Source organism: Mesorhizobium sp. BH1-1-4 (genome assembly GCF_020165665.1).
Taxonomy (GTDB): Bacteria; Pseudomonadota; Alphaproteobacteria; order Rhizobiales; family Rhizobiaceae; genus Mesorhizobium.
In genome coordinates this window covers 123531-147134 of the sequence record NZ_JAIUIN010000008.1, presented here as the reverse complement: position 1 = coordinate 147134, position 23604 = coordinate 123531, and the positions used below count along the sequence as shown (strand labels likewise).

Here is a 23604-nt window from a genome sequence, read left to right as displayed (position 1 = left end):
TGCGAGCCATCAAGGTCCCATGATCCCGAGCATTCCGGCGGAAGTGCTTCCGGCCAGCGGCTTGGCAAGCCCCATCTCGCCAAGGCCGTTTCATGGGATGAAATTATATATACCAACGTTCATGCCGCGCAACGACTAACGCTACGTTCGCGCCGTAATTTGAGACTGCGGGCCAAGTGGGCCGACACCGGCGGGACATGGCTCGCATCCCTGTTACCAGCAGACGTAGCCGCCATCGACGATCAGGTCGAGGCCGGTGACGAAGCTCGAGGCACGGCTGGCCAGGAACACGGTCGGTCCGACCATCTCCTCTGGCGCCGCCATGCGTCCCATCGGCGTGTCGCGCTTGAAGATCTTTATCTGTTCGGCCACCTCCGGCCGCTTGTTCATCGGCGTCAGCGTGTAACCGGGGCTGACGACGTTGACGCGCAGCCCACGACCGGCCCACTCCATGGCGAGGCTCTTCGACATATGAATGACGGCCGCCTTCGAGGAATTGTAGTGCGCCTGCGTCAGCCCGCGATTGACGATGGTGCCCGACATCGAGGCGATGTTGATGATCGACCCCTTGCCGCGCGCCAGCATCTTGCGCGCCTCGGCCTGGCAGGACAGGAACACGCCGGCGACATTGACTTCGTGCACCTTCCGCCACGTCTCCAGCGACAGTGTCTCCGCCGGTTCGGAGCCGGCAATCCCGGCATTGTTGACGGCAACCGTCAAAGCACCGAGTTCGGCTTCCACGCGATCGATGGCGGCAGCCAGATCGTCCTCCGACGTCACCGTACCGGTTAGCATCAGCGCGCGGCGGCCGAGTGCCGTGATCCGGTGGGCGGTTTCGTCCAGCCCGCCCTTCGACGCATGGCCGAAACAGGCGACATCGGCGCCGGCCTCGGCCAGCCCGATCGCGATTGCTCGGCCAATGCCGCTGCCGGCTCCGGTGACCAGCGCGACATCGCCGTCGAGTTTGAAAAGATCCATCCATAGCCCCTCCCTGGGTTCGGGAAAGGTATGCGCTACCCAATGCCTGGATCAAGCCACCACGCGCCTGACCGGTAAATTCCGTTCAGAAGTATCCGTCGGAGGCGGCCGTGGCTTCCTTCGGGATTTCGACGCCGTCGACCAGGATCTTGTCGACCAGTTCGTGGTGGAAGCAGACCAGGCCCTTGATGCGCTCCGCTTCGTGCACGGGTTCGGGATAATACCAGACCATGTTCTCGTGGCGCTTCTTCGCCGTCGTCACGTGATAGTAGTTGGAGATGCCCTTGTAGGGGCAGCGCGAAATGTAGCGGCTTGGCGAAAACATATCGAGCCGCGTGTCGGAAATCGGCAGGTAGTGGCGCACTGGATGGCCGGTCTCGAACAGGAACACGCCACGCCGTGAGTCGGCGACCTGCTCGCCGTCGAGGATGACCTGCACTCGCCGCGAGGAGGGCAGGCAGTCGACGCGGCGGAACGGATCGCGGGCGTGGACGAAGATCTCCTCGTCCTCCTCGAACCAATGGCCCATCTTGCTCCACACGAACGACATGTAGCCCGAGATCGGCGGGCAACCCTTGACGGGATCGAGATAGCGCCATGCGCCATCCTCGACCAGGGTGATGCCTGTATTCAGCGAGTAGTGCGTGGCGACGCCCTTGTATGGATCTTCCGTCGTCGTCTTCGAGGGCAGCAGGAATTCCTCGCGCACGTCCTCGATCGGGAAATAGTAGACCGGCAGATGGTCGGATTCGTACAGCACCAGCGCCCTGGTGGTGTCGGCGACGGTCATCGATCCCACCTGCACCCGCAGCCGCTTCAACGACGGCATGGTGAAGGCGACATAGCCAGGCTCGAACTCGTACTGCACGATCTGGTCGAGCACGGGGAAATGCGGTCCGCGACCGCGCAAATGAGGCTTGCGAATGGTAGTCTCCCGTTTCTTGTCTTTCATGGCCGGATTTCGGCGCATGGCTAGGGCGATATGAGGCCGGGCCGAGGGCGGGCGAGGGCTTCCGGGCGGCGGGCGTTGCCGGCATCGAGCCGCTGGAACGATGGCCCCCCATCGTTCGTCGCGGCCCTGCTGCCGGACCGCCTCACCGCCCGAAACACGGAACCGTCCGATCTGGCCTCTGCCCGTTCGAGCATGATCTCAGCAGCCTCTATCCCAGCGACACACGATCGAGCAGCAGCCCGGCGGCGATCGGCGGCAGGCCGCTGACATTCTTGCGCACCGGCACCAGAAGATCGGGGAAGTAGCTGAAGATCACCGGTGTCTCGTCGAGCAGCAGATTCTGGATGTCGGAGGCCGCCGCGCGCTGAGCGCCGATGTCGAGCGCCTTGAGATAGCTCGTCACCATGCCATCATAGGCAGGGCTCTTGAAATGCGCCGCGTTCCACGGGCCGTCGCTGACCAGCGGGCTCTTCAAAAAGACATTCGGCACGCTGCGATGCGCGTAGTCGGTGATCCCCAAGGGGCTGTCCAGCCAATCCGACTGGCCGAACACCGCCTTGCCGTAATATTTGTCCTGATCCTCGATGTTGAGCGAGACGCGGGCGCCGATCTCCTTGGCGAAATTCTGGAACAGTTGCGCATAGGCTGGAATGTCGGAATAGCGCAGCGTCGTCAGCGTGATATCGAAACCATTGGCCAGACCCGCGGCCTCCATCAGCTGCTTGGCCTTGGCGATGTCCTGCGCGCGCTGCGGCACCGATTTGTCGGTGGCCGGGAAAGCCGGCGCGAACGGGCTGTCATTGCCGGTCGCCGCCATGCCGCGGCACAGTCCGTCGACCAGCTTGGAGCGGTCGATGCTGAGCGCCAGCGCCTGGCGCACGCGCTTGTCGGTGAACGGCGCCATGTCGCAGCGCATGTGAAGCTGGCGGTGCGCCGTCGAGGCGACCCGCAGCACCGTGATGTCGGGGCTGTTCAGCACCACCTGGCTGACATCGAGCGGCACGGCGTCGAGAATGTCGACCTCTCCGGCCTGCAGCGCCAGGATGCGCGGCTGCACGTCACCATAGAACTTGAACTCGAGCCGGTCAGGCAGCGCCTTCTCACCCCAATAGTCCTCATTACGCACGAAGGTCGCGCCGACTTTCGGCGTATAGCTCTCCATCCGGAACGGGCCGGTGCCCTCGAAGGTCTTTTCGTAGTCGCCCTTGTAGCTCGCCGGCAGGATGACGGCGTTGTAATTGTCGATCGACACCGAATAGGGAAAGCTGCCGTTCGGCGCGTCGAGATGGAAGGCGACGGTATGATCGTCAACTTTCCGGGTGCCACCCTTCGACAGCAGGCCCTTGAACACCGACAGCGCGTTGGATGCGCCGTTTGGGTCGGCCAACCGGTCGAAGGTGGCGACGACGTCGTCGGCCTTGAAGTCCTCGCCATTGTGGAATTTCACGCCCTTGCGCAGCTTGAAGGTCCACACGCTGCCGTCTTCGTTGGGCGACCAGCTTTCCGCCAGCACCGGTTTCAGGGTCAGGTCCGGCTGAGTGATGCAGAGGAATTCGGCGGTCTGGAAAACCAGCTGGTAGCTGCCGCTGTCATAGAAGGTGACGGGGTCGATGGCGCCGCCCGGCGTCGCCACACCGGCGCGTACCGTGCCGCCCGGCTTGCCTTCGGCGCGGGCCTTCTGCGTGCCGAAACCAGCCGCTCCCAGAATGCCACCAAGCAACGGCAGCGAAAGGCCAAGCACGCTGCCATGGCGCAGAAAATCGCGCCGGTCGAGCCTGCCGGCCAGCAATTCGTCGACAGCGGAATTTTCGATTGCGGTCAGGCTTTTGCGGGCGGCGTCAATCGTCATGAAATGCCTTGGCATGGCTGCATTCCTCGCTTGCCCTTGGGAGATCGGCCATTTAGGGCATTGTTGACCGCGACCGGAAAGCGATATTTTTTGATAGGGCCCATCGAAATTTTCGATGGAGGAGTGATGCATGGATACCGAAAACCTGCGCAGCTTCCTCGAGGTCGCCGAACAAGGCAGCTTCACTGTCGCCGCCAATCGGCTCAATCTCGCGCAGTCCACCGTCAGCGCCCGGATAAGGGGACTGGAGGAGCAGTTGGGACGCCGGCTTTTCGTCAGGGATCGCGATGGCGTCACGCTGACGCCGGCCGGCCGGCAGTTCCTGCCGCACGCTTCCTCCATCACCCGCACCTGGGAACAATCGAGGCAGGACATCGCCGTTCCCGATGGCTATGAAACGCTTCTGCGCTTCACCGCCCCTGCCTATCTCTGGGAGCGTATGACCTCGCCATGGGTCGAGTGGATGCGCGCCAGAAGGCCGAACGTGGCGCTGCGGCTGGAAGGAAGTTTTCCAGACCAGGCAATCGACCAACTGGCGGAAGGCCTGCTCGACATTTGCATCCTCTATCTGCCGCGGCCGCATCCTGGCATCGTCTATGAGACGCTCGCCGTCGACCAGGTAGTGCTCGTCCAGCATGCCGCGCAGACCAGGCCCTGGACTGAGAACTACATCCTGATGGACTGGGGGCTCGAATTCCGCATCGAGCATGACCGGGCCTTCGCGGGCATGGTCAAACCGGCCATCTCGGCCGGACTGGTCTTCATCGGCCTGCAGCATGTCCTGTCGCAGCACGCCGCCGCCTATCTGCCGCTCAGCGCCGTCAGCGGCCATATCGAGCGCGGTGAAATGAGACGCATCGACAACACGCCGGTGTTCCAGCGGCCGATCTATCTTGCCTATCCCTCGAACCCGGTCTCTTCGGATGTGCTCGATGTTGCGTTGACCGGGCTGCGCACACTGGCCAGGGACTGGACGGAAGGTCAGGGGTTTTCGGAAGGCGACCGCTCCCTGGGCACCGCCGGCCAAGTGTAACCGGCCAGGCGAATCCGATAACCCATGCGATGTCTCGCTATGCCGGTTCGGCCACGGCTGCCTTCTGCAGCCGCGCCAGTTCGGCATAGGGAATGTGGCAGCGGATCGAATGTCCAGGCTGCGCCTCGGCCAGCGGTGGCTCCTGCTGTTCGCAGATCGGTCCGATCTTGCGCGGGCAGCGTGTGTGGAAGACGCAGCCCGAGGGCGGGTTGACGGCGCTGGGGATTTCCCCATCGAGCCGGATGCGCGCCGTCTCGGTCTGGTCGAGCCTGGGCACGGCCGAAAGCAGCGCCTCGGTGTAGGGGTGATGCGGCCCGGAAAACACTGCTTCCGACGGCCCGATCTCCATGATGCGGCCGAGATAGAGCACGGCGATCTTGTCGGAGAGGTAACGCACCACGCCGAGGTCGTGCGAGATGAAGATGTAGCTGACGTCTTCCTTCGACTGCAGGTCGGCAAGCAAATTGAGGATCGCCGCCTGTACGGAGACGTCGAGCGCCGAGGTCGGTTCGTCGCAGACGACGATGCGCGGATCGCCGGCGAAGGCGCGCGCGATGGCGACGCGTTGCTTCAGCCCGCCCGACAGCTGGCGCGGCTTGACCGCGAGATGCCGGTCGGTGAGCCGCACCGAGCGGACGAGGTCGTCGAGGCGCGCTTCCCGCGCCTTGCCGGAGAGGCCAGCCAGCCGCTTCAAGGCGCGGCCGAGAATGTGGCGGATCGAGTGCGAACGGTTAAGCGCGGAGTCCGGGTTCTGGAAGACGATCTGCATCGCCTTGACCTGGTCGTCGCCACGGTTCTCCAGCTTCGGCGCAAGCGCCTTGCCCTCGAGCTCGATGGTGCCGCCGGCGTCCGGTGGCACCAGGCCGAGCAGGAGCCTGGCGAAAGTGGTCTTCCCCGAGCCGGATTCCCCGACCAGCCCCAACGTCTCGCCGGGCCTGAGATCAAGCGATACGTCCTTGACGGCGCGCAAGGGATAGCCATGGCTGGCATAGGTCTTGTTCAGCCCGGCGACGCGCAGCACCGGCGCCGTTGCAGGCTTTGGTGCGGTGGCCACGTCCGCGGGCGTTGCGCGAGGCAGGGCCTGCGCCTGGTCGTGATAGTGGCAGCGCGACAGCCGCCGCCCGCGCTCGTCGGTGAGATCGTAGAGCGGCGGCAATTCGGTGCGGCAGAGCTCGGTGGCCAATGCGCAGCGGTCGGCGAAGGCGCAGCCCTTGATGACGGTGCCGATGCCGGGCAGGAAGCCGGGGATGGTGTCGAGCCGGCCCTGGTCCTTGCGCTGGCCGCCGCGCGGCAGGCAGCGCAGCAGCGCCACCGTATAAGGGTGGCGCGGATCGTTGAAGACGACGTCGGTCGGCCCTTCCTCGACCAGCATGCCGGCATAGAGCACGCCGACCCGGTCGCACATGTTGGAGACGACGGCGAGGTTGTGGCTGATGAACAGGATCGAGGCCGAGAGTTCCTGCCGCAGCTGCGCGATGAGGTCGAGCACCTCGGCCTCGACGGTCGCGTCCAGCCCGGTGGTCGGTTCGTCGAGGATCAGCATCGAAGGGTCATTGGCCAGCGCCATGGCTATCGCCACACGCTGCTGCATGCCGCCGGAGAGTTGGTGCGGATAGCGCTGCATGACGCTTGGCGGATCGGAGATGCGCACGCGGTTCAACATGGCAATCGCGCGGTCGGTGGCCGCTTGGCCGGAAACGCCAGCAAGCTCGAAAATCTCGGTCAGTTGGCGGCCGATGCGGATCGACGGATTCAGCGCCTTGCCCGGATCCTGATAGACCATGGAGACGCTTTCGGCGCGGGCGCGCCGCAGCGCCTCGGCATCGAGCTTCATGACATCCTGGCCGTCGAGCGAGATGGCGCCGCCGGTAATCGAGCCGTTGCGCGGGAGATAGCGCACCACGGCGAGCGCGGCTGTCGACTTGCCGCAGCCGGATTCGCCGACCAGCCCATAGGCCTCGCCCTGGCCGATGGTGAGGCTGAGGTTGCGCAGCACCGCCCGGTTGCGGCCGCCGACGCGGTAGGCGACAGACAGGTCGCTGAGTTCCAATGCGTTCCTTGCCTTGGCGGGTTCAGTCATTGAACGCTCCATGCACGCCGTCGGCGGCCAGATTGACGCCGATCACCAGCGAGGCGATGGCGAGTGCGTCAAACAGCACCGTCCACCAGAAGCCGCCGCCGATCATGCCGTAATTCGAGGAGATGGAGAGCCCCCAGTCCGGAGACGGCGGCTGGATGCCGAAGCCCATGAAGGACAGCGTGGCGACGGCGAAGATGGCGTAGCCGAGCCGCACCGTGGTCTCGACCAGGATCGGTGGGATGACGTTGGGCAGGATCTCGACGAACATCGTATGCAGCGCGCTCTCATGCCTGAGTTGTGCGGCCGCGACATAGTCGAGTTCGCGCTCGGCCAGCACCGCCGAGCGCACGGTGCGCGCGATGATCGGCGCGAAGCTGAGGCCGATGACGACGATGACGGTGGTCTTGGAGGTGCCGAGCGCAACGATGGCGAGCAGCGCCACGATGACCACGGGGATGGCCATGAAGGCTTCCAGGATGCGGCTGACGACATCGTCGACCAGTCCGCGAAAGTAGCCCGTGAGCAAGCCGAGCGCGGTGCCCGCGACCGTCGCCAGCAAGGTCGCCAGCGGCGCGACGGTGAGGATATCGCGCGAGCCGACGATGACGCGCGAGAAGACGTCGCGGCCGATCTGGTCGGTGCCGAACCAGTGTTCGCGCGAAGGCGGCGCCAGCGCGTTGATGATGTCGTCGGCGAGCGGATCGTAGGGGACAAAATGTTCGCCAAACAGCGCGCAGACGACCCAGAACAGCACGATGGCTATGCCGACGAGGAACGTTCGCGAGCGCAGCAGCGAGAACAGGACCTCGGCCAGCGGGCCGCGGCGCCGCGTGTCGTCCTGTGGGGGGGAAGTGGTCTGGACGGCGCTCATTGGTCTGACCCCAGCCGGATGCGCGGATTGAGCACGGAATAGAGGAAGTCGGCGACCAATGTCGCCACGGCATAGACGATGCCGATGGTGAGGATGCCTGATTCCAGCATCGGAAAATCCTTGCCGCGCGCGGCAGTGAAGATCAGCGAGCCGATGCCCTGGTAACGGAACAGCGTCTCGATGACGACGAGACCGCCGATGAGGTAACCGGTCTGGGTGGCGATGACGGTGATGGTCGGCAGCAGCGCATTGCGCAGCACATGGCGCCAGATCACCGTGCGCCACGGCAGCCCTTTCAGCACTGCGGTCCGCGTATAGTCGGAATCGAGCGCCTCGATCATGCCCGAACGCGCCATGCGCGCGATATAGCCGAACAGCACCAGGAACAGCGGCAGGGCCGGCAGGATGAGGTAGTAGAGCTGGGTGAGGAAGCCGGCGTCCTTCGGCCATGCCGCCGAGATCGGCAGCCAGCGCAGCCATACACCGAAGATCAGGATCAGGATGATGCCGGTGACGAATTCCGGCAGCACCGTCACCGACAGGCCGCCGAGGCTGATGATGCGGTCGAGCGGGCGGTTGAGGTTGAGCGCGGCGATCACGCCGCCCAGGATGCCGATCGGCACCACCAGCACGAAGGCGACGGCCGCCAGCTTCATCGAATTGCCGAGCGCATCGATGACGAACGGCGCCACCGGCGAGCGGAAGACATAGGAGGTGCCCATGTCGCCCTGGACGAAATTGGAAATCCAGCTCCAGTACTGGGTGAGAAGCGGGCGATCGACGCCGAGCGTGTGATTGAGCGCGTCAACCGCGCGCTGGTCGGCGAACGGGCCCAGGATCGCGCGCCCGACATTGCCGGGCAGGACCTGGCCACCCAGGAACACCATCAGGCTGAGCAGGAACAGCGTCACCAGCGACAGCGAGACACGCCGGGCAAAGAAGGAGAGAATGGCTAGGCCTCCTTATGGTGGGGCTGGGGCCCGGACATGCCGGACACGTCGGCTAAACACACTGTGGCAGGTGGATCGAATGCTGTCACCGTTGGAACGGCTCCATCAAATCGCGACACCTCGACAAGCGTCGAATTGCAGGTCGGCGATTGCGCAAGGCGCGATGTGCCGCGGTCGGCTGTCAGGACATTCGGATTGCCATGCTTTTCCAGGCTGTGCGGCCGTCCAGGCTCCGACGGATCGAACCAGGCACCCGTGGGCAATTGGACGACGCCCGGCATCAAGCCGTCCGTCAGCACTGCACCCGCAAGGCAGGAGCCGCGCTCGTTGAAGACGCGAACGACCGCTCCGTCCACGATGCCACGTGCCGCGGCATCCGCCGGATTGATCCACAGCGGTGCGCGGCCCGACACCTTGCCGGCGCGGCTGACCGAGCCATGATCGTGCTGGCTGTGCAGCTTGTCGGCCGGCTGCGGGGACAAGAGATGCAGTGGAAACCGGCCGGCAAGATCGCTTCCCAGCCACTCCCGGGGCTCACGCCACACGGCATGGCCAGGGCAGTCGTCATAGCCGAAGGCTTCGATCGTCTCGGAGAAGAGTTCTATGCGGCCTGACGGCGTCGCCAGCCGGTGCCGCTCCGGGTCGGCGCGGAAGGCGCCAAGCAAGGTCTGCGACGTGACCTGGCGCAAGAGATCGGCGTGGCCGTCCTGCCAGAAACGGTCGAAGGACGGCATCTTGACCCCGGCCGTAGCGGCATTTCCCCGGGCCTGCTCGTAAAGCAGCCGGATCCATTCGCTGGCATCGCGCCCTTCGGTGAAGGTTTCGCTGGTGCCGAGCCGCGCCGACAGAGCGGCGAAGATGGCAAAATCGTCGCGCGCTTCCCCCACCGGATCGATCGCGCGCTTCATGGCGACGACCAGGTTTTCCCGGTTCGAAAAGGCGAGATCGTTTCGCTCCAGCGGCGTGGTGACCGGCAGCACGATGTCCGCATGGCGGGCTGTCGCCGTCCAGAAGGGTTCATGGACGATGACCGTTTCGGGACGTTGCCACGCCTCGACCAGGCGGTTCAGGTCCTGATGGTGATGGAATGGATTGCCGCCCGCCCAATAGACCAGCCTGGTGTCGGGGTAGGTCATCGCGGCGCCGTTGAATTCGAAAGCGGCGCCCGGGTCGAGCAGCATGTCGGCCACGCGCGCGACCGGAATGAAGTCCGGCACCTGGTTCTTGCCTTGCGGCAGGGACGGCCAGTGGAACCCCATCTCCGGCCTGCCGGCGCCGTTTGTCGACGAATAGCCGAAGCCAAATCCGGCACCCGGCAATCCGATCTGTCCGAGCAGTGCCGCAAGCGTGATCGCCGCCCAGTAGGGCTGCTCGCCATGGTCGGCGCGCTGCAGCGACCAGCTGACCATCAGCATCGTGCGTTTGGCGGCCATCTCCCTGGCAAGCGCGACGATCCTGTCCTCTGCCACGCCGCTCAGGGCGCCAGCCCATGCCGGGTTCTTCGGCTGGCCGTCGGTTTCACCCAGGACATAGGCCCGCACCGCCTCGAAGCCCGTGCAGTAGCGCGCCAGGAACGCCTCGTCATGGCGGCCTTCGCTGATGAGGACGTGACAAAGGGCCAGCATCAGGGCGGTATCGCTGTTCGGCCGCAGCCGCAGCCATTCGGTCTCGACGCCGCGCGGCGCGTCGTCGCGCACCGGTGAAACATTGATCAGCCGGGCGCCGTTGCCGACCGCGTTGCGCAAGGCCGCCGCCGCCTCGTGACGCGCCGCGCCGCCACCCTGGATCTGCGCGTTGCGCCAGGGCAGGCCGCCGAAGGCGACGATCAGTTCGCTATGTCGTTCGATCCCGTCCCAGGTGGAATGATTGCCCGTCAGGCCGTCCGTCCCGCCAAGCACATGCGGCAGGATGACCTCGGCCGCGCCGTAGGAATAGCTGAGCACCGAGCTCGTATAGCCGCCAATCGTGTTGAGGAAGCGATGGACCTGGCTTTGCGCGTGATGGAATCGCCCCGCGCTCGCCCATCCATAGGAACCGGCATAGATCGCGGCATTTCCGTACTCGACGCGGACACGCTCCAGTTCCGCCGCCACGATATCGAGCGCGGTTTCCCAAGGGATTTCGACAAAAGCCTCGCCGCCGCGCCTGCCCGTGGGTTTGGACCTGTCACCCTCAAGCCAGCCGCGCCTGATGGCCGGGCGGGACACGCGCAGATCGCCCTGTACCGTGTCGAGCATGGACTTGCCGATCGGCGAAGGATCGGGGTCGCCGCTCCACGGCTCGATGCCGACAAGCTTGCCGTTCTCGGCGCGGACTTCGTAGGTCCCCCAATGCATGGTGGTGAGCAGCGTCTCGGACTCCATGGGACGGGTAAACGATAGCTCGTCCCGCACTGCGAGGCTCGGCGTCAGGCGGGTGCGAAGCACCTTGCCTTGGCCGGCCGCGAAAGGGCCAGCCCCGGTGGGGCTGGCCGTCGCGGGATGGGCTAGTTTCGGCCCACTTACGCCTTCGATGCCTTTTCGAGGAACAGCTGCGACATCGCTGTCGGCTGCACCCCGGTCACGCCCTTGGCCGTCGCCGTCAGGTAGTCGTAGAAATAGCCGAAGATGACAGGCGTTTCCTCGAGCAGAAGCTTCTGGATCTTGCCAGCGTCGGCCTTCTGCGCCTCGAGGTCGAGTGCCGCGATATAGCTGGTCGCCAGCGCGTCGTAGTCCTTGTTCTTGAAGTGCGCCGCGTTCCAGGTGCCTTCGCTCTTCAGCGGCGCGGCAAGGTAGACGTTCGGCACGCCGCGGTGGCCGTAGTCGGTGATGCCCATCACCGAATCCAGCCAGTTCGATTTACCGAACACCGCATCGCCGTAATAGGCGCCCTGGTCGAGAATGTTCAGCTCGAGCTCGACGCCGATCTCCTTGACCCAGTTCTGGATGAGCTGGGCGTATTCGGGGATCTCGAGGTAGCGCTCGGTGGTCAGCGTCACCTTGAAGCCCTGGCCGACGCCGGCTGCTTCCATGAGCTGCTTGGCCTGGGCGATGTCCTGCTTGCGCTGCGGTATGGTTGTGTCGGTCGAGGGATAGACCGCGGCGAACGGGCTGTCATTGCCGAGCGCCGAGCGTCCCTTCATCAGGCCGGCGGCCAGCTTGTCGCGGTCGAGGCAGAGCGCGATGGCGCGGCGCACGCGCGCGTCCTTCAACGGGCCGTCGTCGCAGCGCATATGCAGTTGCTGGTGGGCGGACGACTTCAGGCTGATGATGTCGACATTGGGGTCGTTGAGCAGCGCCACGCCCGACAGAACCGGCATCTGGTTGATGATGTCGATCTGCCCGCCCTGCAGCGCCAGGATCTGCGGCTGCATGTCGGCGAAGAAGGTGAATTCGGTGCGATCCGGCAACGCTTTCTCGCCCCAATAGTCCTCGTTGCGGACGAAGGACGCACCGACCTTGGCGGTGTATTTCTCGATCTTGAACGGCCCGGTGCCGTCGAAGCTCTTTTCGTAGTCGCCCTTGTAGGTCGCCGGGATGATGACGGCGTTGTAGTTGTCGGACGACAGCATGTAGGGGAAGTTGCCGTTCGGCGCATCGAGGTGGAACTCGACCGTATAGTCGTCGACCTTCTTGGAGGCGCCCTTCTGCAGGATGCCGGTTAACACCGAAAGCGCGTTGGACGAATTCGCCGGATCGGCAAGGCGGTCGATGCTGGCGACGACGTCGTCGGCCTTCATCTCGCCCCCCGAGTGGAATTTCACGCCCTTGCGCAGCTTGAAGGTCCACACCGTGCCATTGTCGTTCGGCTTCCAGCTTTCGGCCAGTGCCGGCTTGAGCACGAGGTCGGGGCCGTCGACGCAGAGGAATTCAGCTACCTGCTGCATGACAAGCAGGCCGCCGGCGTCCGCTATGGTCACGGGATCGATCGTCGCGGCCGGCACGCTGCTGCCGACGCGGATGGTGGCGCCAGGCGCCCCGGCGCGGGCGAGCGACGGCATGGCGCCAAGGCCTGCGGCCGTGGTGATGCCGCCCAGAAGCGGCAGCGACAGGCCGAGCAGGCTGCCGTGGCGGATGAAGTCGCGGCGGCTGACGCGGCCGTCGACGAGGCCGTCGATGAGATGATTTTCGAGCGGCGAGCGGCCACGCCGCAGCAAATCGAGAATGCGGTAATTCTTCATGGGTCTAAGCCCTTTCCCCAGTTGTTGTGGTTGGCGAGTGCAGTTAATCGACGAGTTCCGTGGAGTTCTCCTGTCCCCGGGCCTCATCGGTATCGGTCGATGGACTGTAGCATGCGGCTCCGACCGGTCCATCCGCTCGTTGGGACGGAAAAGTCAGATTTTCTTGATGAATTGTCTGTCGGACAGGCGACCCGTAGTCGCCTTTTTCCCGATAAATCCTGCTTGCTTTTCGACATCCCTCCTATTTCAGCGGCAGTCTGCGGTAAGTCCCGGGTTTTTCCGGATCGTGATATTTGTTGCAGGGGCCGTTTTCGACGAAATCGCGATGACAGGCGGCAAGACGCTCCTGCGACAGCGTCACGCCGAGGCCGTGGCCTTCGGGGACCGGCACGGTGTTGTTCCTGGGCGCAAACGGGCCTTCCTCGATGATATCCATAGGCTGCATGCGAAACAGCGACTGGTTGGGCTCCCGGATCCAGCCCAGCGCGGCGCACAGATGCAAGTAGCAGGCGCTGCCGACGCCGGTGTCGCCGCTGTAGCACCAATAGTCGATGCCGGCATGCTCGCAGGCGCCGACGAAGCGCAGCATGCGATTGATGCCGCCATGCGTCGTCGGGTTGCCGACAAAGGCGTCAGGCACTTTCAGCTCCGTGGCGCGGGCGATATCGATGTTGTGGGTCGAGAACGGGATCGAGGTGTGGCGCCGCAGCTCCCGCATCTCCTCGATGGTCGCCACCGGGTCTTCCCAGTTGCGCACGCCGAGCTCTTCCAGCGGCCGCGCCAACTGCCTGGCGGTCGCCAGCGAATAGGCCTGGTTGGAATCGATGCGGATCATCGCATCGTCGCCGAGCTTCTTGCGGATGAGCTCGACCATCTTCATCGACACCTTCGGGTCCGGTGTCGAGAACTTGCCTTCGAAGAAGGTCGTGCCGTGACGCTCATGGAGTTCGACACAGTAGTCGGCGACCGCTTCCGGCGTCTTCTCACCCGTCACCTTGGCCCCGTCGCCGCGCAGCGAGAAATAGTCGGTGAACGGGATGTCCTTGCGCACGGCGCCGCCGAGCAATTGGTAGAGCGGCTGCTTCCATGCCTTGCCGCGCAGGTCCCACAGCGCCATTTCGATGGCGCCGAAGGCCATGATGCGCGTGCGGTCGTTGATCGATTGCACGCCGCTCCAGAAGGGCAGGCAGACTTCCTCGGCGCCGGCTATGTCGAAGGCATCGCGGCCCGCGAGCCTCGGTGCCAGAATGTCGTTGATGACGGCGGCGGCTCCAGCCGTCGGCGCCTCGCCGATGCCGGTGAGCCCGTCCTCGGTCTCGACTTCGACAATGGTCGGTGAAAAACCGTCGAGTTCGCCGAACACCCAGACGTATGGCGCTTCCAGCCGGTAGTTGATCGGCGTTGCCTTGATGCGTTTGATCTTCATGTTCGGCCGATCTCGAAGAAGGGTTCGCCGAGCAGGCTCGGATCGACATCGATGCCAAGGCCGGGGCCGTCGGGGATGCCCATGTGGCTGCCGGTCACCGGTGGTGCATTCCTGGCCGTGCGCACCGTCACCCATTCGTGGAAGGCGATGGCGTGCAGCCGGCGCTCCGCCGGCGTCGACAGCGACAGATGCGCCATCGCGGCCGTATCGATCTCCGCGCCACCGGTGTCCTCGACCGTGATCATGAAGCCGAGATCGACGGCGACGTCGCGGATAAGCCGTGTCTGCGTGACGCCGCCCAGTCGCGAAATCTTCAACGTCAATCCATCGGCGGCACCGCGGCGGTGGATTTCCAGCATCTCGCCGAGCGAGGTGACGGATTCATCCAACACCATTGGCTTGTCGAGCATGCGGCGCACCGACATGTTCTCGTCGAGCGTCGTACAGGGCTGCTCGAACGTGTAGTCGATGCCGCGCGTTGCATCGGCGAACTGCCGCGCCTGATACGGCGTCCAGCCGGCATTGGCGTCGCAGAAGATCACCGTGCCTTTCGGCACAGCCGAGGCCACCGTCGTTACGCGCTCGATATCGTCATGCACATTGCCGCCGACCTTGACCTGCAGGCGGCGGCAGCCTTCGGCAATGATCCGCTTGGCCAAAACCGCCATCTGATCGAGTGTGCCGTGGGTGACGACCCGGTAGGTCTCCGCCATGTCGCTTTCCTTGCCGCCGAGCAGCGTCACCAGCGGCACGCCGGCCGCGCGCGCGGCCAGATCCCAGCAGGCCATGTCGAGCGCCGATTTGACATAGGGATGGCCCTTGAACACGGTGTCCATCAGCCGGCCGATGCTGGCCAGCCCGCACGGGTTCTGGCCGATGAGGTGCGGCGCGATCTCCGGCACGCCGGCCCGCGCGCCGGCCGGGAAGGCGGCCGAATAGAAATTGCCGAGCGGCGCCATTTCACCCCAGCCGGTGACGCCGCTGTCGGAGGTGATGGAGACGATCACTGCGTCGAAGCAGTCGGCCACGCGTCCCTTGGACATGCGGTAGGGGCCGTCCACGAAGGGCTGCACGACATGATAGGCTTTGATGGTTTCGATCTGCACGTCGGTATCCATTGTCCGCGATGAGGGAGGGATCAGGCGCCTTTCGACGGGCGCCGTTCGAGGCCGCGCGCATAGGCAAGAAGCTCTTCGAAATCGAGGTCGATATGCTCGCGGGCATGGCGCTGGGCGGCACGCATGTCGTGGCCCTTGAGCAGCGCCACATAGGTCTCGTGGACATCTTCGGCCGGCACGGCTTCCTTGCGCGCCTGCTGGTGCAGGGCGAAGTACATCTGCAAGCGGCTGGTCAGCCTTTGCCAGGTCTCCAGGAGCACCGAATTGTCGGCCCATTCATGGATCAGACCATGCAGTTGCAGCGCGGTTTCGATCTGCCTTGTGGTGTCGCGCTCGCGCGTCGCCTGCTTCACCGCCTCGTGGCGCCGGTCGAGCTCGTCCAGGAAACGCTGGTCGCGCAGCTTCCACATCCGTTCGATGGCGAATTCGTCCAGCACCTTGTTGAGCGAATAGGCATCGTCGATGTCCTTGGCCGTGACATTGATGACGAAGGTGCCGGCATAGGGGATGCTGGTCAGGATGCCCTCCTGCACCAACTCGCGCATCGCCTCGCGCAGCGGCGCGCGGCTGACCCGCATCTGTTCGGAAATCCGGAGCTCGTTGAGTTTCTGTCCGGGCTCCAATTGTCCGGTCAGGATCGCGCGCCGCAACAGCGCGACGATCTCGGCGCGGCGCGTCGTATCGGCAATCGGGCTGAATTCCGTCTTCACCATCCGACCCACTCCAGCGAGACCAGAAGACAAGACAATCAGATTGTCGACAATCTAACAAGGGGTTTTTTGGATTTTCATCGTCACCGGGCAGCCCGTCGGATGCCGTCGGGCTGGTCAAGCCGCGCGGCCGTAGAACCCGACACGCTCTTCCGCGCTGAACATCACGCCCGGCTTCTCATAGTAGGAGAACACCGCGATCATCCGTTCGCGTTCGCCTCCGACCGTGGTGACGCGGTGCGCGGTGTTCTTGCCGCGAAACACGTTCAGGGTGCCGGGCCTCATGCGCAGGACCCTGGCTTCGGGGTCACGCCCTTCGAGCAGCCTGGCGACGCCATCGTAGTTTGGATCCTCATCCGATCTGAGATCGGTGCGGTATTCGAGATCGCCGCCGCGCTCCGCCTGTTGCAGGAGCAGCGTGGTGGTGAATTCCGAGCGGTCGAAGTGCCAGTTCAGCGCTTCGCCGGCGCGGTAGGCCATCACATTCGTCCGTGCCAGCGGATCCTGCATGACATGCAGCTTCGCCTTGCCCGTCGTCGCGGCGAGGAAACGCACCAGCGGTTGGTACTCGTAGATCGCCATCACCGTGCTGCCGGGAATCTGGTCGGCACAGACGGTGTGGCTGATGGTTTCCACCTTGCGCAGCGCGGGGTGGTCTGGCGCCAATTCGGGAATGCTGGGCTTGAAGTAGATGTTGTGCATGCGCTTGTGGACATGCGACCGCGTGTCCATGACCGGCTTGATTTCCCGCACCGCCTGTTCGGCGACGCCGGGTCGCAAAAAGCCTTCGAGATTGAACATGCCATCGGCTGCGAGCGCCGCGATGGACTGCTCGACGAGGCGATCCCATTCGGGGCTGCCTTCGCGGTCGAGCGGATAGCGGTCGAGGTCGAGAATGTCTTTCATGGCGTGTGCTCCAGTCGGGGCCCAAAGGCTGGGCACAGAAGACGGCAAAAATTCTTTCTCTCAACGGATAAAATTATTAGGATTGGCCAAGAAAAACTTCTGAAGGCCTGATATGGACCGGCTGCCGCCATTGAATGCGATCAAGGCCTTCGAGGTCGCCGCCCGCGCCGGCAGCTTCACCTTGGCCGCGAGCGAGCTTGGCGTCTCCTCGGCGGCGGTCAGCCAGCAGATACGCAATCTCGAAAACTGGTTCGGCAAGCAGCTGTTCGTGCGCACGGGCAATCGCATCGCGCTGACCGACGCCGGCCACGCCATCTATCCGCAGACGGCGCGGGCGCTTGGCGACATTGCCGCCATCGGCCAGCGCATGCTTGAAGGCGGCCTGAGGACGCGGCTTGTCGTCAGCGTGCCGTTCTCGCTGGCCGAGCTATGGCTGGCGCCGAGGCTGGCTCTCCTCCTGGATGCCTTCCCGCACATGGCGATCGACGTGCGCGCCGAGGATGACCCGGTCGACCTGATGCGCCAGAACGTCGACCTGCGCATCAGCTATGGCGACTATCACTATCCCGGCCTGCGGATGGTCCGCCTCGTCCATGACGATGTGCTGCCGGTCTGCGCGCCGGAATTCTGGCATCGGCACGGCAAAGGCGATGCGGCTCTTACCGATTTGCATGAGAGCCTGTTCATCCACACCAACTGGGGACCGAACTATGCCTCGCACCCGAGCTGGGCCGATTGGTTCGCGGCATCCGGATCCAACCGGTGGCCCGACCCGTCGCAGGGGCGCCGCGTCGGCCTGTCAAGCTTGGCGGTGGCCTCGGCGCGGCTGGGCCTAGGCATTGCCCTTGGGCAGCGGGTGATGGCCCAGGCCGATCTGGATGCGGGCCGGCTGATTGCGCTCTCTTCCGTCTCGGTGCGCCTGGGGCATCCCTATTGCGCCTTCATGCCGCCGGCAAAGGCCGACCGTGCCGACGTCGCCGCTCTGCTTGGCCTGCTCGTGAAAACGGCGCCCGCGACCTGAGAAAAGGTCGAGGGCGCCGCGCGGAAACCGGGCCTGCGGGGGAGTCAGGTGGCCGGTTTCTGTGGGAGAGGCGAGATCGGCATTCCGGGGCCGATCTTCTGCAGATTGCCTGTGATCACTTGGTCGCCTTCGGCGACGCCGCTGAGGATGGCGATCATGTCGCCATTGGTCGGCCCCAGCGAAACCAGCCGCTGGTCGACCGTATTGCCCTTGCCGACGACATAGACATATTTGCCGAGCTGGCTCGAGCCCAGTGCGACCTGCGGCACCATCAGCGCATCGGGCTGTTGTTTGACGTGCAGCCGCACGCGGACATACTGGCCGGGCAAGAGTGTGAACTTGGCGTTGCCGATGGTGGCGCGTACGGTGATCGTCCCGGTCGAGTGATCGACCGTGTTGTCCATGAAGGTAAGTTCGCCCTTTTGGTGGGCTTCGGTTTCACCCGGAAGCAGGACCTCGACCTCGATCGGACCGGCGGCGCGCGCCTCTTCGATCTGAGCCAGATCCGTCTCGCTCGGATTGAAGGTGACGTAGATCGGGTCGAGCTGCACCAGTGTGTTGAGCACGGTGCCGGCAACGCTGACCAGCGTTCCAACCGAAGCCTGGTTGCGGCCCAGGCGTCCGGGGAACGGCGCGTGGATTTCAGCGTAGCTCAGATTGAGTTCGGCAGTGCGCACGGCAGCCTGGTTGAGCGCCAGCGACGCCTGCGCCTCGCGCAAGGTCGAGGTGCGCTGGTCGAAGCTGTCCTTGTCCAGGTAACCGCTCTTGGCGAGCTCGGTACCGCGGCCGAGATTGGAACGCGCATAATCGAGCGTCGCCGTATCGCGCTGAACCTGTGCCTTCGCCTGGTCGAGCGCCGCCTGGAAGTCATCGGGCGAGATCTTGTAGAGCATGTCGCCCTGCCGCACATCGGCGCCATCTTGCGCCGTCTGTTCCTGCAGGTAGCCGGGGACGCGCGCCTGCAGCGTGATGCTGCGGATCGGCTCGGTCCGCGCGGCGTAGTCGAGGTAGATCGGGATCGTCTTCTTGACGACGCTCGCCACCGGCACCGGCATCACGAACGCGGCTGGAGCCGGCGTCGCCGCTCCGGCCGTGCCGGCGCTAAGTCTGAGATTGCCCATGTCGAGCAGGTGGACGCTGGCCACCGAGATCGCACCCAGCGCGACAGCCGTTCCCAACGCGATTTTCCATTTACGCATAGTGATTCTCCAATCTTATTCAGCCGCTTGCGCCAGGGGAGGGAAGGCGGTTTCGGCAGTTGGTTCAGTATGTTGAGAAGCGGGCTCGTCGCCGCCGCGCCGTTCGCGCAGCTGTTCGATAACCGCGTAGAAGACCGGCACGAACACCAGCGACAGTATGGTCGCCGCCACCATGCCGCCAAACACGGTGGTGCCGATCGACTGACGGCTTGCCGCACCCGCGCCGGTGGCGATCATCAGCGGCACCACGCCGAGGATGAAAGCAAACGCGGTCATCAGGATCGGCCGCAGCCTCAGCCGCGCGGCTTCCATCGACGCCTCGACGATGCTGAGGCCTTCTTCGCGCCGCCGTCGTGCGAACTCGACGATCAGGATGGCGTTCTTGGCCGCCAGGCCGATCAGCATGACGAAGCCGATCTGCGAATAGACGTCGATCTGCATGCCGCGTACCCAAAGCGCGGCGAACGCGCCGAACAGGGCGAGCGGCACCGCCAGGAGCACCATGAACGGCATCGCCCAGCTCTCATACTGCGCCGCCAGGATCAGGAAGACGAAGACGATGGCGAGGCCGAAGACAACCGACGCGATCGAGCCCGCCTTGAGCTCCTGGAAGGTGATGCCGGTCCATTCGAAGCCGAAATCCCTGGGCAGTGCGGTGGCGGCGGCCCGTTCCATCGCGGCGACCGCCTGTCCGGACGAATAACCGGGCGCGGCGCCGCCATTGATGGTGGCCGAGGCGTTGTTGTTGTAGTGCGGCACGGTTTCCGGGCCGACGAACGGAACCAGCTTGCCCAGCGTGCTGAGCGGCACCATTCCTCCGGAAGCATTGCGTACATAGAGCCGTGAGATATCGGCGGCACCCGCGCGTGAATCCTTGTCGGCCTGGATGGTCACCCGGAAGGTGCGGCCGAACAGGTTGAAGTCGTTCACGTAGAGCGAGCCGAGATAGATCTGCAGCGTGTTGAAGACGTCGGGCAGGTTGAGGCCGAGCAGCTTCGCCTTGGCACGGTCGAGATCGTAGTTGAACTGCGGCGTCGAGGTCGAGAACGGCGAGAACAGCTGCTGCGGATTGATTTCCGGTTGCTTGCGCGCCTCGGCGATCACCGCTTGCGTGGCGTCGTTGAGGGCCGTGCTGCCGCGGCCGGTAAGGTCCTCGACAACGAATTCGAAGCCGCCCGTGGTGCCGATGCCGGGGATGGAAGGCGGATCGAAGGAGAGCGCGAAGGCTTCCGGAATCTGCATCAGCTTGCCGCGCACGTCGGCGACGAGCTTCGATGCGCTCTGGTCGGGACCACGCTCCTCCCATGGCTTGAGAATGGCGAACTCGACCGCCGAGTTCGACTGCGCCGCGCTGGTCAGGAAGTTCAGGCCGCTGATCGAGCCGACGATGTCGACACCGGGCGTCGCCTGCAGGATATCGCGCGCCTTCTGGGCCACCGCATCGGTGCGCTCCAGCGAGGCGCCGTCCGGCAACTGGATGACGACGAAGAAATAACCCTGGTCCTCGACCGGAAGGAAGGTCGAGGGCAGCTTTTGCCAGACGAAGTAGGTGGCGACCAGGCCGGCCGCGAACAGGCCGAGCATGATCCAGCGCAGCCGGATGAGAAAGCGCACGCCATGGGCGTAGGCATGTGACAGCCTGTCGAAGCCCGTATTGAACCAGCGGAACAGAACAAACTGCGTCTCGCCGCGATGGCGCAGGAAGGCGGCACTCAGCGCCGGGCTGAGCGTCAGCGAATTGAAGGCCGAGATGCCGACGGAGATCGCCACCGTCAGCGCGAACTGGTTGTAGAGCTTTCCGGAAACACCGGGAATGAAGGCAACCGGCACGAACACGGCCATCAGCACCGCTGTCGTGGCGATGATCGGACCGGTGACTTCGGCCATGGCGGCTTTTGTCGCCGCCAGTGGTTTCAGTCCGGCCTCGAGCTGTCGTTCGACATTCTCGACCACGACGATGGCGTCGTCGACGACAAGGCCGATCGCCAGCACCATGCCAAGCAGCGAGAGCATGTTGAGCGAGAAACCCATCATCTCCATGACGACCAGCGTCGCCACCAGCGACACCGGGATGGCGATGGTCGGGATGATGGTCGTGCGCCAGCTCTGCAGGAAGATGAACACCACCGCCACGACGAGCACCAGGGCTTCGCCGAGCGTGATCAGCACGTCATGCATCGAGGCCGAGACGAAGCGCGTCGTATCGTAGTGCATCGCATAGTCGACGCCCTTGGGAAAACGCGCCGACAGTTCCTGCATCTTGTCCTTGACGCGCTGCTGCAGATCGAGCGCGTTGGAGCCGGGCATCTGATAGACGGCGAGCACCACGGTCGGGTCCTTGCCGAAGAAGGCCGACGACGAATATTGCAGCGCGCCGAGTTCGATACGGGCGACGTCGCGCAACCGTACCAGCGAACCCGTATCGGTGTTGGCACGCACGACGATGTCGCCGAATTCCTTGGGGTCGCTCAACCGCCCGACGGCATTGACCTGCATTTCGAAGGCGGTGCCGGCAGGCGCCGGCGACTGGCCGATCTTGCCGGCCGCCACCTGGACGTTCTGCTCGGCGATGGCATTTTGCACATCGACGGCTGTGATGCCGAGATTGGCGAGCTTGTCGGGATCGAGCCAGACGCGCATCGAATAGCGCCGTTCGCCGAAGATCTGCACGTCGCCGACGCCCGGCAGTCGCTTCAGCGGATCCACCACCTGCAGATAGGCAAGGTTGGAGAGTGCCACCGGATCGACGGAATGGTCCGGCGAGGTCAGGTTGACGATGAGAACGAAGTTCGGGTTCTGCTTCTTGATCGTCACGCCGCCCTGGTTGACGATCGCCGGCAGCGAGGAGGCGGCCTGCGAGACGCGGTTCTGGACGTCGACGGCGGCGGTGCTCAAGGAATAGCCGACATCGAAGGTGATGGTGATGGTCGACGAGCCGTCATTGGAGCTTGTCGACGACATGTAGGTCATGCCCTGCACGCCGTTGATCTGCTGCTCCAGCGGCGTTGTCACCGTATCGGCCACCACTTGCGCGCTGGCGCCTGGATAGTGGGCGCTGACCACGACTTGGGGCGGCGTGATGTCGGGAAACTGCGAGACGGGCAGCAGGAAATAACAAATCGTCCCGGCGAGCACCATGATGATGGCGATCGCCGAGGCGAAGATCGGACGATGGATGAAGAAGTTTACCACGACACGCACGCCTCTCCGGCCGCTCTTGCCCGCCCGAAGGCGCTGGCGACCCTGGACAACTGGCCCTGCCCGTCACGGGAGACTTCCCGTGAACGCAGCAACGGCACTTCGCGACGCTGCCCATCGGCGAGCGAGCGCAACATTTTCTCGAAGGCGCGGGGGTCGACCCCATCTGCTTTCATGACCAGCCGGATCATCGGATCCCGGACGGCCTCATCTATGGTAAGATCGCGGCGCTGTGGCATTGGCCGGCTCCTTGTCTGTCGATTCGCAGCCCATGCTCGCGAACCGTTTTTCATCTCGTCACCGGCCGAGGCCGCATGATTGGCAATCTTTTCGTCCATCTCGATCTGGTAGGACCAGTTCACGACCTTGTTATTGACGACGGACGCTATAGGTGTTACCAGTAAGTAACATGCTGGAAGTTACAGACCGGTAACACCCTAGTCAAGAGGTGGCCGAGGGTTTTTTGGAAACGAAAGGAGATCATGATGACAGACGGCGTCGTGGAGCGCTCTCGTCCCCGGGATCGGATCCTGGAGACGGCACGCGACATGTTCCACAAGCACGGCATCAAGGGCGTCGGCGTCGACGCCATCACCGAGGCCGCCGGCACGAACAAGATGACGCTCTATCGTCACTTTGAGTCCAAGGACGAACTGATCGTCGAATGCCTGCGTGCCAACGCGTTGAAGGCTGGCTCGATGTGGGAGGCGTTCGAGGCCGAGCATCCGGGCGACAAACTCGCTCAACTTCATGCCTGGGTCCGCAAGGCCGCCGCCATGCTCAACACCGACGGCCGTGGCTGCGACATGGCCAATGCCGCCGCCGAACTGACCGAGCCCGATCATCCGGCAAGGCGCGTGATCAAGGAACTCAAGGAAGCCCAGCGCGAACGCCTGGTCGGCCTCTGCCGGGATGCCGGCATCAGCCAGGCCGAACTTCTCGCCGATACGCTGTCGCTGCTGTTCGAGGGCGCGCGGGTCAGCGTGCAGACCGTCGGTGCCGAGGGTCCGAGCACGCAGTTCGTGCGTATGGCCGAAGGGCTGATCGTTTCCTTCAGGGGAACCGCGGCAGGCTGATATTTGCCCGACTGCCGACGGCCGCGCGATCCCGTGGTCGAGGACTGGCGGAGCTATGTGCCGGCGGCGCTCGTGATT

At 64.4% G+C, this 23604-nt stretch carries 18 protein-coding genes; 3 read left to right on the top strand and 15 right to left on the bottom strand.

The genetic code is table 11. The features are described from left to right. Window positions 1-213 precede the first annotated feature (213 nt). From LB569_RS16615 to LB569_RS16605, 3 genes are all read right to left on the bottom strand, one after another. Window positions 214-978, bottom strand: a complete 765-nt coding sequence (locus LB569_RS16615) for an SDR family oxidoreductase (RefSeq protein ID WP_224693231.1) — start codon at window positions 976-978, stop codon at window positions 214-216. Window positions 979-1063: 85 nt separating this feature from the next. Further along, complete coding sequence (locus LB569_RS16610) at window positions 1064-1930, bottom strand: DUF427 domain-containing protein (RefSeq protein WP_224538093.1); 867 nt, start codon at window positions 1928-1930, stop codon at window positions 1064-1066. A gap of 208 nt (window positions 1931-2138) precedes the next feature. Next, complete coding sequence (locus LB569_RS16605; protein WP_224693230.1) at window positions 2139-3794, bottom strand: ABC transporter substrate-binding protein; 1656 nt, start codon at window positions 3792-3794, stop codon at window positions 2139-2141. 115 nt (window positions 3795-3909) lie between these two features. Here LB569_RS16605 and LB569_RS16600 point away from each other — a divergent pair, with 115 nt between their 5' ends. Then, complete coding sequence (locus LB569_RS16600; protein ID WP_224693229.1) at window positions 3910-4812, top strand: LysR family transcriptional regulator; 903 nt, start codon at window positions 3910-3912, stop codon at window positions 4810-4812. 37 nt (window positions 4813-4849) lie between these two features. Here LB569_RS16600 and LB569_RS16595 read toward each other — a convergent pair whose 3' ends face one another. The 9 genes from LB569_RS16595 to LB569_RS16555 form a co-directional block, all read right to left on the bottom strand. Continuing rightward, complete coding sequence (locus LB569_RS16595) at window positions 4850-6892, bottom strand: ABC transporter ATP-binding protein (RefSeq protein WP_224693228.1); 2043 nt, start codon at window positions 6890-6892, stop codon at window positions 4850-4852. Then, entirely contained in the window at window positions 6885-7763 is an 879-nt protein-coding gene (locus tag LB569_RS16590; protein ID WP_224693227.1) for an ABC transporter permease, read from the bottom strand. Before LB569_RS16590 ends, LB569_RS16595 begins: the two co-directional genes overlap by 8 nt. Beyond that, window positions 7760-8713 carry an ABC transporter permease gene (locus LB569_RS16585; RefSeq protein WP_224693296.1) on the bottom strand — a complete coding sequence of 318 codons (954 nt, stop codon included), beginning with the start codon at window positions 8711-8713 and terminating at the stop codon, window positions 7760-7762. The genes LB569_RS16590 and LB569_RS16585 overlap by 4 nt, the downstream gene beginning before the upstream one ends. 2 nt (window positions 8714-8715) lie before the next feature. Then, the gene (locus tag LB569_RS16580) at window positions 8716-11076 is read right to left on the bottom strand and encodes a molybdopterin guanine dinucleotide-containing S/N-oxide reductase (protein ID WP_224693295.1); all 2361 of its coding nucleotides are present in this window, start codon (window positions 11074-11076) and stop codon (window positions 8716-8718) included. 137 nt (window positions 11077-11213) lie between these two features. After that, complete coding sequence (locus tag LB569_RS16575) at window positions 11214-12872, bottom strand: ABC transporter substrate-binding protein (RefSeq protein WP_224693226.1); 1659 nt, start codon at window positions 12870-12872, stop codon at window positions 11214-11216. A gap of 241 nt (window positions 12873-13113) precedes the next feature. Continuing rightward, window positions 13114-14298: a mandelate racemase/muconate lactonizing enzyme family protein gene (locus tag LB569_RS16570; RefSeq protein ID WP_224693225.1), complete on the bottom strand. Its 1185-nt coding sequence runs from the start codon at window positions 14296-14298 to the stop codon at window positions 13114-13116. Beyond that, on the bottom strand, window positions 14295-15404 hold the full coding sequence (locus LB569_RS16565) for a mandelate racemase/muconate lactonizing enzyme family protein (protein WP_224693224.1): 1110 nt from the start codon (window positions 15402-15404) through the stop codon (window positions 14295-14297). The genes LB569_RS16570 and LB569_RS16565 overlap by 4 nt, the downstream gene beginning before the upstream one ends. Before the next feature lie 32 nt (window positions 15405-15436). Further along, window positions 15437-16129: a GntR family transcriptional regulator gene (locus LB569_RS16560; protein WP_140705702.1), complete on the bottom strand. Its 693-nt coding sequence runs from the start codon at window positions 16127-16129 to the stop codon at window positions 15437-15439. A 114-nt stretch (window positions 16130-16243) separates the two neighbouring features. Next, window positions 16244-17032 carry a 2OG-Fe(II) oxygenase gene (locus LB569_RS16555; RefSeq protein ID WP_224693223.1) on the bottom strand — a complete coding sequence of 263 codons (789 nt, stop codon included), beginning with the start codon at window positions 17030-17032 and terminating at the stop codon, window positions 16244-16246. Window positions 17033-17144: 112 nt separating this feature from the next. Here LB569_RS16555 and LB569_RS16550 point away from each other — a divergent pair, with 112 nt between their 5' ends. Beyond that, window positions 17145-18053 carry a LysR substrate-binding domain-containing protein gene (locus LB569_RS16550; RefSeq protein ID WP_224693222.1) on the top strand — a complete coding sequence of 303 codons (909 nt, stop codon included), beginning with the start codon at window positions 17145-17147 and terminating at the stop codon, window positions 18051-18053. Between the two features lie 44 nt (window positions 18054-18097). Here the strand turns inward: LB569_RS16550 and LB569_RS16545 are convergent, their stop codons facing one another. The 3 genes from LB569_RS16545 to LB569_RS16535 are packed head-to-tail and all read right to left on the bottom strand — an operon-like array spanning window position 18098 to window position 22812. Next, window positions 18098-19252, bottom strand: coding sequence for an efflux RND transporter periplasmic adaptor subunit (locus LB569_RS16545; RefSeq protein WP_224693221.1), 1155 nt, complete (start codon window positions 19250-19252; stop codon window positions 18098-18100). A gap of 15 nt (window positions 19253-19267) precedes the next feature. Continuing rightward, window positions 19268-22444: an efflux RND transporter permease subunit gene (locus LB569_RS16540; protein WP_140705920.1), complete on the bottom strand. Its 3177-nt coding sequence runs from the start codon at window positions 22442-22444 to the stop codon at window positions 19268-19270. Further along, entirely contained in the window at window positions 22438-22812 is a 375-nt protein-coding gene (locus LB569_RS16535; RefSeq protein WP_224693220.1) for a hypothetical protein, read from the bottom strand. Before LB569_RS16535 ends, LB569_RS16540 begins: the two co-directional genes overlap by 7 nt. A gap of 123 nt (window positions 22813-22935) precedes the next feature. Here LB569_RS16535 and LB569_RS16530 point away from each other — a divergent pair, with 123 nt between their 5' ends. Further along, the gene (locus LB569_RS16530) at window positions 22936-23526 is read left to right on the top strand and encodes a TetR/AcrR family transcriptional regulator (protein ID WP_224693294.1); all 591 of its coding nucleotides are present in this window, start codon (window positions 22936-22938) and stop codon (window positions 23524-23526) included. Window positions 23527-23604 lie beyond the last annotated feature (78 nt).

Coding starts and splice junctions, on each gene's coding strand:
- LB569_RS16570 (WP_224693225.1), bottom strand. CDS start 14,298: ATGAAGATCAAACGCATCAAGGCAACGCCGATCAACTACCGGCTGGAA.
- LB569_RS16580 (WP_224693295.1), bottom strand. CDS start 11,076: ATGGAGTCCGAGACGCTGCTCACCACCATGCATTGGGGGACCTACGAA.
- LB569_RS16560 (WP_140705702.1), bottom strand. CDS start 16,129: ATGGTGAAGACGGAATTCAGCCCGATTGCCGATACGACGCGCCGCGCC.
- LB569_RS16610 (WP_224538093.1), bottom strand. CDS start 1,930: ATGAAAGACAAGAAACGGGAGACTACCATTCGCAAGCCTCATTTGCGC.
- LB569_RS16545 (WP_224693221.1), bottom strand. CDS start 19,252: ATGCGTAAATGGAAAATCGCGTTGGGAACGGCTGTCGCGCTGGGTGCG.
- LB569_RS16590 (WP_224693227.1), bottom strand. CDS start 7,763: ATGAGCGCCGTCCAGACCACTTCCCCCCCACAGGACGACACGCGGCGC.
- LB569_RS16575 (WP_224693226.1), bottom strand. CDS start 12,872: ATGAAGAATTACCGCATTCTCGATTTGCTGCGGCGTGGCCGCTCGCCG.
- LB569_RS16550 (WP_224693222.1), top strand. CDS start 17,145: ATGGACCGGCTGCCGCCATTGAATGCGATCAAGGCCTTCGAGGTCGCC.
- LB569_RS16605 (WP_224693230.1), bottom strand. CDS start 3,794: ATGCCAAGGCATTTCATGACGATTGACGCCGCCCGCAAAAGCCTGACC.
- LB569_RS16615 (WP_224693231.1), bottom strand. CDS start 978: ATGGATCTTTTCAAACTCGACGGCGATGTCGCGCTGGTCACCGGAGCC.
- LB569_RS16555 (WP_224693223.1), bottom strand. CDS start 17,032: ATGAAAGACATTCTCGACCTCGACCGCTATCCGCTCGACCGCGAAGGC.
- LB569_RS16600 (WP_224693229.1), top strand. CDS start 3,910: ATGGATACCGAAAACCTGCGCAGCTTCCTCGAGGTCGCCGAACAAGGC.
- LB569_RS16530 (WP_224693294.1), top strand. CDS start 22,936: ATGACAGACGGCGTCGTGGAGCGCTCTCGTCCCCGGGATCGGATCCTG.
- LB569_RS16595 (WP_224693228.1), bottom strand. CDS start 6,892: ATGACTGAACCCGCCAAGGCAAGGAACGCATTGGAACTCAGCGACCTG.